At 62.1% G+C, this 13964-nt stretch carries 12 protein-coding genes; 9 read left to right on the top strand and 3 right to left on the bottom strand.

Annotated features, from left to right (window positions below; all coding sequences use genetic code 11):
• Positions 1 to 125 precede the first annotated feature (125 nt).
• The 5 genes from hemC to ppa all read left to right on the top strand — a co-directional run bounded on the left by hemC (position 126) and on the right by ppa (position 4785).
• Positions 126 to 1079: a hydroxymethylbilane synthase gene (gene hemC / locus CR105_RS16315; RefSeq protein WP_267873899.1), complete on the top strand. Its 954-nt coding sequence runs from the start codon at positions 126 to 128 to the stop codon at positions 1077 to 1079.
• The gene (locus CR105_RS16310) at positions 1072 to 1842 is read left to right on the top strand and encodes a uroporphyrinogen-III synthase (protein WP_099790055.1); all 771 of its coding nucleotides are present in this window, start codon (positions 1072 to 1074) and stop codon (positions 1840 to 1842) included. The genes hemC and CR105_RS16310 overlap by 8 nt, the downstream gene beginning before the upstream one ends.
• On the top strand, positions 1839 to 2939 hold the full coding sequence (locus tag CR105_RS16305) for a uroporphyrinogen-III C-methyltransferase (protein ID WP_099790053.1): 1101 nt from the start codon (positions 1839 to 1841) through the stop codon (positions 2937 to 2939). Before CR105_RS16310 ends, CR105_RS16305 begins: the two co-directional genes overlap by 4 nt.
• Before the next feature lies 1 nt (position 2940).
• The gene (locus CR105_RS16300) at positions 2941 to 4137 is read left to right on the top strand and encodes a heme biosynthesis protein HemY (RefSeq protein WP_099790051.1); all 1197 of its coding nucleotides are present in this window, start codon (positions 2941 to 2943) and stop codon (positions 4135 to 4137) included.
• Between the two features lie 108 nt (positions 4138 to 4245).
• Positions 4246 to 4785, top strand: a complete 540-nt coding sequence (gene ppa, locus CR105_RS16295) for an inorganic diphosphatase (RefSeq protein ID WP_099790049.1) — start codon at positions 4246 to 4248, stop codon at positions 4783 to 4785.
• 74 nt (positions 4786 to 4859) lie between these two features.
• Here ppa and CR105_RS16290 read toward each other — a convergent pair whose 3' ends face one another.
• Genes CR105_RS16290 through CR105_RS16280 form a run of 3 tightly spaced genes read right to left on the bottom strand, consistent with a single transcriptional unit; the run spans position 4860 to position 7376 of the window.
• A complete protein-coding gene (locus CR105_RS16290) occupies positions 4860 to 6305 on the bottom strand; it encodes a PA domain-containing protein (RefSeq protein ID WP_229413971.1) in 1446 nt (481 codons plus the stop codon).
• A complete protein-coding gene (locus CR105_RS16285; RefSeq protein ID WP_131021736.1) occupies positions 6292 to 6687 on the bottom strand; it encodes a post-PEP-CTERM-1 domain-containing protein in 396 nt (131 codons plus the stop codon). The genes CR105_RS16290 and CR105_RS16285 overlap by 14 nt, the downstream gene beginning before the upstream one ends.
• A gap of 26 nt (positions 6688 to 6713) precedes the next feature.
• Positions 6714 to 7376, bottom strand: coding sequence for a choice-of-anchor J domain-containing protein (locus CR105_RS16280; protein WP_099790043.1), 663 nt, complete (start codon positions 7374 to 7376; stop codon positions 6714 to 6716).
• A 258-nt stretch (positions 7377 to 7634) separates the two neighbouring features.
• On the opposite strand from CR105_RS16280, the gene CR105_RS16275 reads away from it, so the two are divergent.
• From CR105_RS16275 to CR105_RS16260, 4 genes are read left to right on the top strand one after another with little or no spacing between them, the layout of a single operon-like run.
• Positions 7635 to 10478: a type VI secretion system Vgr family protein gene (locus CR105_RS16275; protein WP_099790041.1), complete on the top strand. Its 2844-nt coding sequence runs from the start codon at positions 7635 to 7637 to the stop codon at positions 10476 to 10478.
• Position 10479: 1 nt separating this feature from the next.
• Complete coding sequence (locus tag CR105_RS16270) at positions 10480 to 11364, top strand: DUF4123 domain-containing protein (protein WP_099790039.1); 885 nt, start codon at positions 10480 to 10482, stop codon at positions 11362 to 11364.
• A complete protein-coding gene (locus CR105_RS16265; RefSeq protein ID WP_099790037.1) occupies positions 11361 to 11951 on the top strand; it encodes a DUF3304 domain-containing protein in 591 nt (196 codons plus the stop codon). The genes CR105_RS16270 and CR105_RS16265 overlap by 4 nt, the downstream gene beginning before the upstream one ends.
• A complete protein-coding gene (locus CR105_RS16260) occupies positions 11929 to 13944 on the top strand; it encodes a T6SS phospholipase effector Tle1-like catalytic domain-containing protein (protein WP_180288219.1) in 2016 nt (671 codons plus the stop codon). Before CR105_RS16265 ends, CR105_RS16260 begins: the two co-directional genes overlap by 23 nt.
• The last annotated feature ends 20 nt before the right edge of the window (positions 13945 to 13964 follow it).

The following is a 13964-nucleotide window of genomic DNA, read 5'->3' as shown; positions in this document are numbered from 1 at the left end:
TGATAGCCGGGGTCTGCAAGGGGGCCGCATGATAAAATTTGTGATTCTATGCATGGGCCGGTAACTGGCATGCGCCGTTTTAAGGCTTAACGACAGTGAAAGAATCCGTTTTGATAGCAACTGAATTGACGCCAGCGACCTTGATTATCGCCTCGCGCGAGAGCCGGCTGGCGATGTGGCAAGCCGAGCATGTCCGCGCCCAATTGTCTTTATTATATCCAACCTGCGACATTCGGATTCTCGGCATGACCACCCGCGGCGACCAGATCCTCGACCGCGCCTTGTCCAAGGTAGGCGGCAAGGGCCTGTTCGTCAAGGAACTGGAAGTGGCGATGGCCGAAGGGCGCGCCGACCTGGCGGTCCATTCGCTCAAGGACGTGCCGATGGATTTGCCGGAAGGGTTCGAGCTGGCCGCCGTGCTCGAGCGCGAAGATCCGCGCGACGCGTTCGTCTCGAACGACTACGCCAGCCTGGCCGATTTGCCGGCCGGCGCGGTGGTCGGCACCAGCAGCCTGCGTCGCCAGGCGCTGATCGCGGCGCGCTATCCGCAGCTGGTCATCAAGCCGCTGCGCGGCAACCTCGACACGCGCCTGGGCAAGCTCGATCGGGGCGACTACGCCGCCATCATTCTCGCCGCCGCCGGCCTGAAGCGCCTCGGCCTGCCCGAGCGCATCCGCGCCGTGCTCGATCCGGCCGACAGCCTGCCGGCCGCGGGGCAGGGCGCGATGGCGATCGAGATCCTGTCCGGGCGCAGTGACGTCGACATGCGCGCCGTGCTGGCGCCGCTGAACCACGAAGCGACCGCGCGCGCCGTTACGGCCGAACGCAAGGTGTCGAAGGTGTTTGGCGGCAGTTGCCAGATCCCGCTGGCCGCGTTCGCCACGTTGACGGGCGATCAGATGACCTTGCGCGCGATGGTCGGCACGCCGGACGGCAAGCGCTTCGCCACCGCGGCAGCGAGCGGCCCGGCCGACGCCCCCGAGCGGCTCGGCCAGCAGGTGGCCGACTTGCTGCAGGGACAGGATGCGCACGATATCCTGGCCGAATGCAAGGCGCAGGCGGACGCTGCCGATGCCTGATCCGGTGGTGATCACCCGCCCGTTGGCCCAGTGCCAGGCGCTGGCGGACAGCGTGGCTGCGCTCGGACGCGAAGCGGTGGTGTTGCCGCTGCTCGAGATCTTGCCGCTGGCGGACGTGTCGGCGCTGCGCGCCGCGCTGGCCGACCTGAGCGGCTACGCGCTGGTCGCGTTCGTTTCGCCCAACGCGATCGACGCCGCCTTTGCCCATATCGACCGCTGGCCGGACGGCGTGGCGCTGGCGGTGCTGGGCGAGGCGAGCCGCGCCTGCCTGGCCAGCCACGGCCTGCATGACGGCAACGCCACCATCTTCAGCCCGCATGATGTGACGCGCAGCGATTCGGAGCATCTGCTGGCCTCGCTCGAGCTGGCGGCGCTGGCCGGGCGCCGCGTGCTGCTGGTGCGCGGCGAAACCGGCCGAGAGCTGATCGGCGACGGCCTGCGCGCCGCCGGCGCCGACGTCACCACGGTGGCGGCCTACCGGCGCCGCGTGCCGGCGCTGACGCCGCAGCTGGCGGCCACGTTGAACCACTTGCTGGCACGGCAGAACGACTGGATCATCACCAGTTCGGAAGCATTGCGCGGCCTGCTCGGCCTGATCGGCCAGCTGGGCGACGGCGCCGCTGTAGTTAAAATGCAACAGCAGCATCTGATCGTGCCGCACGCGCGCATCGCCGAAACGGCAAGCACCCTTGGCCTTACCCGGCTCACCCTCGCGGGATCAGGCGACGCCTCGTTGCTTGCCGCGTTACAATCACACGCATGAACGAATTGCCTACCCAACCAGAACACACCATGGCGCCGGCGCCTGCCGCGCCCGTCCAGTCGGAAGAAAGTTTCGCCGATTTGCTGCAGCGGCCGCTCTCGAAAGTGGTGATCGTGTTCCTGCTGCTGCTCGCCGCGCTGGCCTGGTCGACCCATAGCCGGCTGAACAACCTGCGCCAGGACGTGGCGCGCAGCCTGCAAAAGAGCAACGCCACCAGCAACGAGACGTTCGCGCTGGCGCGCCAGGTGCAGGAGCAGACCAAGGAGTTGCAGGCCAAGGTAGGCGTGCTGGAAAGCCGCCAGAGCGAGGCGCAGAGCCAGCAACTGGCGCTCGAGCAGCTGTACCAGGACCTGTCGAAGAACCGCGACGAATGGGCGCTGGCCGAAATCGAGCAGGTGCTGTCGACCGCCAGCCAGCAGCTGCAGCTGGCCGGCAACGTGCAGGGCGCCCTGATCGCGCTGGCCAATGCCGACAAATCGCTGTCGCGCGCCGACAAGCCGCAGTTCATCACCATCCGCCGCGCCATCGCCAAGGACATCGAAAAGCTGAAGGCCTTGCCGGGCATCGACCTGGCGGGCGTGGCGCTGCGCATCGACAACGTCATCGCCGAAGTCGACAAGCTGCCGATGCTGTCGGACCACACGCCGGTGGCGCCGTCCGAGCTGGCCAGGAAAACCCGCGTCGTCGCCGGCAAGCCGGCGCCGGAGCCGAATGCGTTTACCGCGCGCGTGCAGCAGGTGTGGACCGGCTGGACCGGCGAAATGTGGAACGAGATCCGCCAGCTGATCCGCGTGCGCAGCGTCGACACGCCCGAGGCGCTGATGCTGTCGCCGAGCGAAGCGTATTTCCTGCGCGAGAACCTGAAGCTGCGCCTGCTCAACGCGCGCCTGGCGCTGCTGTCGCGCAACGAGGCCGCCTTCCGCAGCGACCTGATCACGGCGCAGGACATGCTGGTCAAGTATTTCGACACGCGCGCGCGCACCACCCAGTCCGCCCAGGCCACGTTGCGCCAGGTGCAGGCGAACAACTTGGCGATCGACATGCCGACGCTGGCCGACAGCCTGAACGCGGTGCGCACCTACAAGGCGAAGCCATAACATGCGCCTCCTTCTCTGGCTAGTTGCGCTGATGGCGGCGGCCATCGGCATCGCCGTCACGGCGCGTTTCAACCCGGGCAACGTGGTGATCTTTTATCCGCCGCACCGGATCGACATGTCGCTCAATTTCTTCGTCGTCCTCGAAGTGCTGCTGTTCATCCTGCTGTATGCGCTGGTGCGCGCGTTTTTTGCCACCACCAGCATGCCGGCGCGGGTGGCCGCCTACCGTCGCCGCAAGCGCGAACGCGACGGCAACAAGGGCTTGCGCGACGCGCTCAAGGCCCTGTTCGAGGGCCGCTTCGGCCACGCCGAAAAAGCTGCCGCCAAAGCGGCCGACCTGCCCGAGAATGCCGGTCTTGCCGCGCTGATCGGCGCGCGCGCGGCGCACCGCATGCGCGAGCCGGCGCGGCGCGATACCTGGCTGGCTGGCACGGTGCACGACAGCAGCCTGAAGACGGCGCGCCTGATGACCGTGACCGAGCTGCTGGTCGACGACCACCAGCCGGAAGCGGCGCTCGAAGCGGTGGCCGAACTGAACGCCAGCGGCACGCGCCACATCCACGCGCTGCAATGGTCGATGAAGGCGCACCAGCAGGCCAAGAACTGGCCCGAGGTGCTGCGCCTGGTGCGCTCGCTCGACAAGCACAAGGCGCTGCATCCGGCCTTGTCGGCGCGCCTGCGCGAGCTGGCGTACGACGCGCTGCTGTCGGATAGCTCGCATGACGCCGAATCGATCCAGCGGGTGTGGGCGACGGTGCCGCAGGCCGACCGTATCAAGCCGTATATCGCCGCCCACGCCGCCACCGCGCTCAATTCGCGCGGACTGCACGAGGAAGCGCGCGCCACCGCCGAAGAAGCGCTGGCGGCCGAGTGGGACGACCGCGTCGTGCGCGCCTACCGCGACGCCGCGGCGTCATCGGGCACGCCGGCGTTGCTGGCGCAGATCGAACACTGCGAGCAGTGGATCAAGCAGCGCCCGAACGACGCCGAGCTGGCGCTCACGCTCGGCTCGCTGTGCCTGAAACAGAAGCTGTGGGGCAAGGCCCAGCGCTACCTGGAGCAGGCGCTGTCGGACGCCACCGAGTCGCGCATGGTGCGCGAGTCGCACCTGAAGCTGGCGCAGATGCACGAAGCGCTGGGCCAGACCGAGCAGGCGGCGGCGCACTTCCGCCAGTGTGCGCTGGCCAGCATCCTCTGATGTTTCACGCAGCAGGCGGGCCGCGCGCCGGCCTGCTGCGCTGCACAAGAAACAACTATCTTCCGCTATAATTCCGTCATCAGATAACCAGCACAACGAGGAAAACCCATGAGTTTGAATAAAGTCTCTTCCGGCCGCGACGTGCCGAACGATTTCAACGTCATCATCGAGATCCCGATGAATGCCGATCCGATCAAGTACGAAGTGGACAAGGAATCGGGCGCGATCTTCGTCGACCGCTTCATGGGCACCGCGATGCACTATCCGTGCAACTACGGCTACGTGCCGAACACGATCGCCGACGACGGCGACCCGTGCGACGTGCTGGTGATCACGCCGTTCGCGCTGATCCCTGGCGTGGTGGTGCGCTGCCGCGCCATTGGCGTGCTGAAGATGACCGACGAAGCCGGCGGCGACGCCAAGATCCTCGCCGTCCCGGTCGACAAGATCCTGCCGATCTACAGCCACTGGCAAAAGCCGGAAGACCTGCAGGACCTGCGCCTGCAGCAGATCCAGCACTTTTTCGAGCATTACAAGGATCTCGAGCCGGGCAAGTGGGTCAAGGTCGAAGGCTGGTTCGGTCCGGAAGATGCGAAAGCCGAAATCATGAACGGTATCGCCGCGTACAAGGCGCTGCCGGCGCAGTAACAGCCGCGCGCTGACGCCAGGAAAAAAGGGCCGGACGCTGACGCTTCCGGCCCTTTTCCGTATACGTGCGTCGCTTACCAGCCAATATCCCGCAACAGCGGATACGTCAGGTCGCGCGGCGGCGTCACCTCATGCGACAGGTCGCCGTTGATCGACGGCTCCATCAACTGATTCGGCTTGGCGTCGGTGGTGTAATGCGACACGGTCGATCCCGGCGAATATTCGGTCGGCGTATACATGCGGATGCGGCCCTGCTGGTCGGTGCCGGCCAGCCGCGCCGTATTGATGCCAAGGCTGGCGATCACGCCCGACTTGGTGCGCGAGCGGCGCGTCAGCACCTGCTTCAACGTGATGCCGGCCTGCTGCGTGATGCGCACCGACGGGATCACCACGGTCGGGTCGTCGCCGCCCATGCCGGTCACGTCGCCCGGCGCATTGTCGGCCACCACCATCCCGATCGCGCCGGCGTCCTGCACGTTTTTCGCCTTGATCGAGAAGGTGCAGGTGCCGCGGTCGACCAGCGCGATGTTGTTCTTGACGGCCAGCGCGTTGTTGGCGCTGAGCGGGGTGCACGCCTGGCCCGTCGTGTTACCCGGATCGATGACCTGCATCAGCTGCCCGACCACCGGCGTGCTGCCGAGCGGCGGGCCGAAGGAGGCGTCGCCGACGTCGTAATTGCCGGCGGCGTTGCGCGCGGCCGGGCCGCTGATCCTCAGCACCGACACAGGCGCCAGCACGGTCGGTACCGCCGCCATGACGTTCGGGCCGTTCCACGACAGCGCGTTGCCGCTGACGGACGACGCCGCGCGCTCAGCGTTGGTCATCTGCACCCAGCTGCGGTTGTTCTGGTTGTCGACCAGGAAGTAGTCCCAGATCGACGGGATGTCGAGCGTCTGCTCGCCGCTCTCGCTGTCGGTGAACGTCTGGAAGCCCAGGCCGTGCGCCAGTTCGTGCAGCAGCACCGCGATCAGGTCGATCTGCGGGCCGGCCTGGTTGTCCAGGCCCAGGTAGAAGCCGGCGCCGGGCAGGCAGTCGGGGAACAGGCCGATGCGCGAGTTAAAGCGCGCCACGATGTGCGGGTCGGTGGGCGCCGACTGGTCGGTGCCGGCCAACTTGCTCGCCAGTGCGCTTGGATACCAGGTGCCGGTGCGTGGCGCGTTGGGGAAGTCGGAGAAGATATCATTGGCGCCGGCCGAGCCGAGCACCGCGCTGTCGGCGGTGCACGACAGCGGCATGAAACTGGCGCCGACGCGGATCGTGACTGTACTGGTGAGCGTGGCGCCCCAGATATTGGCTGCGTGCTGGAACGCGATCAGGCGCTGCTGGCCCAAGGTGGCGCCGTTGTTGCCGCCCACCGGTTGCGCCGGCGTCGGATCGTTGAAGCCTTCTCCCGGCGCGTTGAGGTTGACGATGACGATGGTGGCGGCGGCCTGCGCGTCGGCCAGCATGCCGCAGGCGAGTGTCAGGATGGCCGCCATGCGGGCCAGGCTGCAACGCGCGGAACGCTTAGTGGGAGTCATGGTCGTGCTCCTTTGCCGTGGCGGGGGCCTGGCGCTGCAGCGCGGCGTTGGCGGCCTCTTCGCCGTGCACGCATTCGGCGGCCAGCTTGCCGTCGGCGTCGCGCTTGACGACCGAATACACCAGGCCGCGTTCGCCCAGGTGTTTTTGCAGCGTGCCGTCCTTGCGCATGGTGACGTCCGGCTTGGCCGGATCGCGCGGGGCGATGCCGGGCGCCGTCGGCTGCGCGTGCAGCTGCTTCGTTTCGGCCGGCGTCGCGTTGCGGAACTTGCCGGTTTGCGGGTCGCGCACGACGACCACCCCTTCCTGTTCGCTGGCGGCGGCCGGCGCGCCGAGCGCCGTGGCCATCAGCGCCGCGAGCGCCATCGCTGTTTTCGTCGTCATGGTTCGATCCCTTTCAGTGGTTGGGTTCAGGAGCGGGTGGTGCGGCGCAGCGGCACCAGAACGGCCAGCCCCAGGCCGAGCATGATCCAGGCTGCCGGTTCGGGCACCGCCGTGACTGTGACGCTATCGATGCCGATATAGTTCGCCATCGCCGCATCGCCGACGTAGCGGAAGGCGAAGCGGCCGCTGTCGCCCGGCGAAGTCAGGCTCGCGGTGATCAGCTGCCACGTGTCGGGATAGGCGGACGGCCCGCCGATGGTGGTCAGCAGCGTCGTGAAGCCGGCGGTGTCGGTGCCGGCGCCGCTGCTAAAGCGCACCTCGAGCATGTCGTTCAGGCCTGGCACGGCGTCGCTGCGGGTGTAGAACGACAGGTAGGTGGCGCCGCCGAGCGTCAGTTCCGGCGTGATCAGCCAGTTGTCGATGCTGCCCGGCTCCTGCGCGGCGCTGAGGTAGTTGGCGGCGATGTACGAACCGGGCATGCCGGCTTGCGCGGGGAAGACGCCGTCGTTGCCCTGAAACCAGCTCAGCCCTTGCGGCGAGCTGTTGTTGCTCATCAGCCAATTCGGCAGGTTGGCGACATTGTTGAAGTTCTCGTCGAGCACGATGGTGCCGGCCGCGTGGCCGAGCGGCGCGGCGAAGACGGCAAGCGCAAGCGCGGCCGCGGCGATACAGGTCTTGGATGTTTTCATGGTTGTGCTTTCGTGCGGTTGCCGGAGAAATAGGGAGCGTCTCGCGCTGTCGCGTCGAGGCGGCTTCCATTTCATAATATGATTTGAAAGATAACGAACATTGATATTCGTTTAATGAAAAAGCGAAAAGCTGAGGTGCTTTTGCTGGGCTCGCTAGAGGGTTAGTTTGATGTGGAACAAGCAGCGCGATTGATCGCGGCTTAGTATTTTCCGACGGGCATTTCTTAGCCATCCTCTTTACGAAAGCGCCGATCGCTCATGAGTTCCACGCTCGCAGCCCAGGTTTTGTCCGCGCTGGCGGAGTTTTCCAGTCAGTCGCGGCTGTATGAACTGTCGTTCAAGGACGAGCCGGTCAAGGCGCGTCTGTTGGTTGAAGCGTTTGCCGCCGACGAACAGCTGCTGGGCGTCGGCGGCATCGACGTCATCGCGCTGTCGACCCGATCAAAGATGGCGCACGCTTCGCTGCTGGGGCAGGAAGCGTGCCTCGAGATCAGCTTGGCCAACGGCACGCGCGCCAGCTTTAGCGGCTTCGTTAGCAAGATTGCTTCGCTCGGCAGCGACGGCGGTCTGGCGCGCTACCGGCTGCGCCTGTCGCCGTGGATCTGGTTGCTGAGCCAGGCGCGCAACAGCCGCGCCTGGCAAGACAAGACCGTCATCGAGATCATCGATTCGGTGTTCGAACAGTACCAGCCATATGCACAGTGGGTGTGGAGCGGCGATGTAAGCCTCTTCGTGAGCGACGCTGTCGCCCGCAGCTATTGCTGCCAGTATCGCGAATCCGACCTCGACTTCGTCACACGTCTGCTGACTGAGGAGGGACTCGGCTGGCGCTTCGAAGAGCACGAGATCGGCAGCCGGATGGTGCTGTTTGCCGACAGCAGCCAGCTGAGTGCGGCGCCGGACGACGCCAGCAGTGAAGCGGGCGGCGGCATCCGCTACCACGCCGCCAGCGCGGTCGAAAAAAGCGACAGCATTCAGTACCTGCAGGCGTTTCGCAAACTCGGCGTTGCTATGGTGACGGTGCTCAGCTACGACTACAAGACCAAACAGACTGTGTCGGTCAGCGTGCCGACCAAGTATCCGATCGGCGGGAAAAATGCTCAAGCGGTCGAAAGTTTTGATTCGCCCGGACAGTACGCCTACGCCGACGCGCGCCAGGCGCGCCGCTATGCCGGGCTGAAAATGGAAGCGTATGAGGCGCGTGGCTTCATTTGGCAGGGAAGGTCGACCGTGCGTACCTTGCGGCCAGGCACGCGCATATGCATCACGGACATCCCGATGAAAAAATATCGCTATGACGCGCCTGAGTTTGTGCTGACGCGGGTAGCAAGCGTTGGTGTGAACAATCTGCCGGTCACTGCCAAAAATGGATTGACCGAATTGTTTGGGGCGCTGCCGGAGCTGCTTGAAGAGTCTACCAAGGGAATTCCCCTCGCGGAATTTGACCGGGAAGTAGAGCAGGCGCAGAAGAGCGGTTATGCCAACTGCTTCGAGGCGATTCCCCTCGAAAGGCCATGGCGCCCGAAAATGGAGCTGAAGATAGCTCCGACTGCAAACGGCAGCCAGACCGCGATCGTCATTGGCCCGGATGGGTCGGACGAGCCGAATGGCGCCGATGAAATCTACTGCGACTGGCTCGGCCGCGTGCGGATCCGTTTCCACTGGCAGGAAAGCGATGCGGCCTGCTGGGTGCGCGTCGGCCAACGTTCCGCCGGCGCCGGCATGGGCAGCCAATTTCTGCCTCGGATCGGCCAGGAAGTGCTAGTCAAGTTCATCGAAGGCGACATCGACCGTCCAGTGATCGTCGGCGCACTGTACAACGGGCGAGGCGAGGGTGGCGTGATGCCGACCCCCGGCGGCGTATCGGACCGTGAAAGCAGCAGCGCCGCCTTCGAGCGTGCACACGATCGCATGCCCTCGGGACAGGTCAACCTCGCTGGCGGCAATAGTCCGGTGTGGCATGGCGCATCGGCGAGCAGCGCAGGGCATCGCAATAACTCGGCGCAGTGGGGCGTGCGCAGCAAGGAGTTTGGCGGTCGTGGCTACAACCAGTTGCTGTTTGATGATACTGACGGCCAAGGCCGCGTCCAGCTCAAGACCACGCATGCCGCGACCGAGCTTAATTTAGGCCACCTGATCCACACAGCCGACAATTATCGCGGCAGCTTCCGCGGCAGCGGCGCGGAACTGCGGACGGATGCATATGGCGCCGTACGTGCTGGCGCCGGCTTGCTGATATCGAGCTACAAGATCAGTCATTCTTCCGCGGTTCGCGAAGCTGCCGGCGAGAATGCAGCGGGCAACGCGCTGCTGAAGCAGGCGATGAAACTTGCCGAATGTTTTAGCGACGCCGCCAAAACCCACGAGACGGTCGGCCTCGCAGGCCACCTCGGCGCGACCAAGGCCGCAACCAGCGCGATCGACGACGAAGCAGCGCCGCTGAAGGCGTTGTGGACAGCATCCTCCGGCATGCTCAGCAAAAATAGCATTGACGAGGCGCGCTCCGACGCAGCATCGAGAAGTGTCGACGCCGGTGCGGGCAAGTTGCCGCACGCCGGTGCGCCGATGATCGGCATTGCCGCTCAGGCGGGTCTCGGCGTGGTGGCCGGCCAGGATGTCCAGCTATCCACCGGCGAAACCGTGACGGTTGGGAGCGGCGCCGACACTCAGTTCACCGCCGGCGGCCAGATGCGCGTCCACAGCGGCCAAGCCATCGGCGTGCTTGCCGGAGCGGTAGAAGCTGGCGAAGGCAACGTCGGTCTGCAACTCATCGCCGGCAAAGGCGCGATTGACTACCAGGCGCAGGCGGACGAACTCAAGGTGCAAGCTCGCGACGAGATCAACGTCATCAGCGCCAATGCGCACATCGACTGGGCAGCCGCAAAAAGCATCAGCCTATCCACCGTCGGCGGCGCCAACATCACGATCGATGGTGGCAACATTACCGTTCAATGTCCCGGGAGAATCACGGTTCGGGCTGGGGTGAAGAAATTCAATGAACCAGCCGATCTGGATTACCCCAGGCCGTTGATGCCTAAGTCTGTTTGTGTGGAGTGTCTGCTTAAGGCACGTTCCTCCGGTTCACCTTTCGCTATCAAATAATATGCTGACGAGCCAATCTCTTCGCGATGTCCATGCCACGCATGCAAATAAGCATCCCAACGACTTTTTTTATCTATTAGTCGATCACGCAGGAATGCCTGGATTACATCGCGAGCTCCAGAGGAGCAAGATCGAATGGGTGAGCTTGTTTGAAGGCACGACGCAAGTGAATGCGCTATCCGTTGCCCCGTTATTGGTATGCATTCAGACCAGGTCGCCAACGCTACGGGACGACTGGTTATTGCGTTGGATCTGCGAGACCGGCGCCTATAGCTCGAGCTTGATGTTGATCGCCTCCCGGCTGTCGATGCGCGTACTTGCTGAACGACTTACCGCGCGTCTAGATGCAAAAATCTCCGAAGATATGGACGTCCTTCTGCGCTATTTCGATCCCCGCGTCTTTGAACAGATGGTGCGTGTTCTCTCGGTTGAACAGCTTGCCAGTTTCTTTAGTGTTGCAAGTGCCTGGTGGTACGTGAACAGGATCGGCGAACTACAAGCTGTTGAAGCGCAATTTTCCGAGATAGACGCTTTCGGTTCGCCTCTCATGCTTAGTGCGCGGCAGGAGCACGAACTTGTCGAGGCCAGTGAAATTGACCAGATTGAGGAACAATTACGCCGATCGGTGCCGGACGAGTTTGCACGGCTGGTAGGAGCGGAACGTCATCGCTTTTTGGTTCGTCACATTGACGCTGCACGCGAATTTCGCATCACATCAACCCGCGAGTTGATTTTGTATTGTGCTCTAGCGTTAGTGTACGGCCCGGATTTTTCGACTCGCCCGGAGTGGGCGCCAAAGCTCGACCTGATTCGCGAGGGCAAAAATGAATTAAGTGATGTGGTTGCCTCACTAAACGAGTCGTCAATTTATAAAGGAAATCAATGAAACCTCATCAACATCCATCCATCCGTTTACGGCGACCATTCTCGCAACTCGTGATAGCGCTGGTCATCGTCTTGGGTTCGTCGATTCCATTGGCTTCTACAGCGCTTGAGGCGAAACGCACAGTTCCAGCAGGAACACGATTAAGCCTTGCACTTGTCGGATACAACTACACGTCTCGTTACATTGACACGTTTAGCGTTAATGGCCAAGGCGGTGGCAATCTGTATGTGAGCAGCCCGACTAGTGGCGGGGGCGGAGCCGTCTGCTGCGTAAGCTACGTGCAGGGCAGGCCGATGGGCGAGGTAACCATCCGTTGGCAGTCGGGAGGATGCACGTTTCGTGCGCCTGGACCTATGGCCGATGGACGCACGCACCTAGCACACAGCTTCTTTCGCGAAATTCGTGTGAAAGTAGATCCGCGCTTACCTGATGACCCGCAAGAATTTGAAGTCCACTTCTACCCGGACGGCCACGTTGAAGCGGCTATCACAGACGGATCCTCATCGCCGCGTCTGGTCTACAGCAAAGGCCGCGAAGACAGGTCCGAATTTCCAAGGTGCCCAAATGAAAAAGAACCAAAAAAATGATCAAGTTGGCGACAGGCTGTCGCCTGCATTAAAGCCGCACGCGAAAGCGTTGGGCGCGGACGACGTGGACACTGTCTTACGTGCAACGTCGGCGCCCAGTTCGTCGAAGAGTGTTCATCTAGCTGACCTTGCAATTGCGTGCAAACTGGAACAACCCGATACCGCCCAAGCCCTGACCTGCAAGCAAACATTGTGGTTTAGCTTTTTTTTCGACGGCACGGGGAACAATCTCGATGCGGATGAAGAAACCCACAAACACAGCAACGTTGCGAAACTTTACCGCGCTCACGTCGAGAACGATAAGACGAGGGGCATATATCGTCTATATATCCCGGGAGTCGGCACGTACTTCAAGGAAGTCGGCGATCCCGGGGGGACGGATCTGGGGCTAGGGACGGGGGCGTTTGGCGAAGAAAGACTGGAGTGGGCGCTCAAACGATTCGATAAATTGCTAACTCCTCACGTTCGCCGAGCAGCGAACCCGACCAATGATATCGTAGAGGTGAACATTTCAGCGTTTGGATTTAGTCGTGGCGCTGCGCTTGCGCGAGCCTTCATCGCCATGTTTCTCGAGCAACGTTGTTCTGATCCGCACGGGAAAAGTGTCTTGCGCCTAAAAACCGGCAGTTATCCGGTTCGAATAAGATTCATGGGTCTATTTGACACAGTAGCGTCCGTTGGAACTCCAATGAGCATGAATAATACGAGTGTCGCAGGAGCTGCTGTGGGCAGTGTCGCCTTGTGCATCAATCATCGGTTAAATGATATAGGTCTTGCTGATGTCACTCCCGACCGACTCGCGTTTGCGAAAGATGCTCGTCCGGGTGCAGACCCTGCGATTGGTAGCGCCGACGGTCATAATAGTTGGGGCGGCCGGATGCGCATTTCGCCAGCTGTCGAAGAAGTAAGGCACTTCATCGCGGCTCATGAAATGCGAAATTCATTTCCGGTTGATAGCATCGCCGTCCTCGAACGGGGGAAGATTATCTGTCCGAAACATTTCATCGAAACGGTATACCCAGGTGCTCATTCCGATGTTGGCGGGAGTTATCGGCCAGGAGAAGGCGGGCGCGCATTCGCTCCTTCGGAAAAGCTCGGATTGATTCCGTTAGCGCACATGTTCCAGCATGCGCTGGAGAAAGGGGTTCCTCTTTTGCCGAGATGTGCGTGGCCCGGTGGTCAGACGAAAGATTTTGAAATCCAATCGTCGGTCCGAGAATCCTACAACCATTACATAAAAGTGATTGGCACAAAGTCGTCGCTGGGCGCGGTGCTTATTGCAAGCATGGGACTGTACTTTGCATGGCGCTTCCGCGCTATCCGTCGTAAGGCGGAAGGCGACAATTCAGAAACTATTCGTGTTTATCGAAGTCATATTACGTTCGATAATGATAAACGGCTCCAGACATTGGAAGTGGCAAAATTGGAGACGAAAAGTGCCGAAGCTACGAAAAAATGTAACGAACTGCGCGCCCGGAGGAGCAGGCTCGTTACCATGGCTAATCGAAGCGTGACGAATGCGGAAGCGATCAAGGAGCTAGATTATTCGCTGGTCGATGCAGAACTCTTGCAAACGCAAGCTCAGGATGCATACTTGAAGGCTAAGGCGAAGCTCGATACCATACCCGGCATGAGCAATTTCAATGCCATGCTAACGATGTACGACAAGCAGTTACTGTCAGACGTGGCGGCAATTCTGAAATCCATATCTGAGAACTCAAGCCCGATATTTGGTCCAGAAAGAACGCGCGCAACGTTAAGACCGCACTATCGTGCCCTTGTCGCTGCGTATGAAAATGAATACGTTCACAAAAAGGGATTGACCGACCCGAAGCTGATCGCTTTTTTCGATAACTACGTGCACGACTCGCTGTCGGGATTCGCCAAGGACGCGACACTTCCTTCCGATCCACGCGTCGTATATGTTGGCGGTGACTCAAAGTTGCAATATGCGTCGCTTACCCAACCTGAAAGGGATTCCGCGACCGCGTGACCGGCACATAGTGCACCCGC

It is taken from the genome of Massilia eurypsychrophila, from assembly GCF_002760655.1.
Taxonomy (GTDB): domain Bacteria; phylum Pseudomonadota; class Gammaproteobacteria; order Burkholderiales; family Burkholderiaceae_D; genus JAFCUW01.
Note: the sequence above shows the minus strand (reverse complement) of the source record. Positions and strands in the feature narration are given on the sequence as shown.

Coding starts and splice junctions, on each gene's coding strand:
- CR105_RS16305 (WP_099790053.1), top strand. CDS start 1,839: ATGAACGAATTGCCTACCCAACCAGAACACACCATGGCGCCGGCGCCT.
- ppa (WP_099790049.1), top strand. CDS start 4,246: ATGAGTTTGAATAAAGTCTCTTCCGGCCGCGACGTGCCGAACGATTTC.
- CR105_RS16300 (WP_099790051.1), top strand. CDS start 2,941: ATGCGCCTCCTTCTCTGGCTAGTTGCGCTGATGGCGGCGGCCATCGGC.
- CR105_RS16275 (WP_099790041.1), top strand. CDS start 7,635: ATGAGTTCCACGCTCGCAGCCCAGGTTTTGTCCGCGCTGGCGGAGTTT.
- CR105_RS16260 (WP_180288219.1), top strand. CDS start 11,929: ATGAAAAAGAACCAAAAAAATGATCAAGTTGGCGACAGGCTGTCGCCT.
- CR105_RS16310 (WP_099790055.1), top strand. CDS start 1,072: ATGCCTGATCCGGTGGTGATCACCCGCCCGTTGGCCCAGTGCCAGGCG.
- CR105_RS16270 (WP_099790039.1), top strand. CDS start 10,480: ATGCTGACGAGCCAATCTCTTCGCGATGTCCATGCCACGCATGCAAAT.
- CR105_RS16290 (WP_229413971.1), bottom strand. CDS start 6,305: ATGACTCCCACTAAGCGTTCCGCGCGTTGCAGCCTGGCCCGCATGGCG.
- CR105_RS16280 (WP_099790043.1), bottom strand. CDS start 7,376: ATGAAAACATCCAAGACCTGTATCGCCGCGGCCGCGCTTGCGCTTGCC.
- CR105_RS16285 (WP_131021736.1), bottom strand. CDS start 6,687: ATGACGACGAAAACAGCGATGGCGCTCGCGGCGCTGATGGCCACGGCG.
- CR105_RS16265 (WP_099790037.1), top strand. CDS start 11,361: ATGAAACCTCATCAACATCCATCCATCCGTTTACGGCGACCATTCTCG.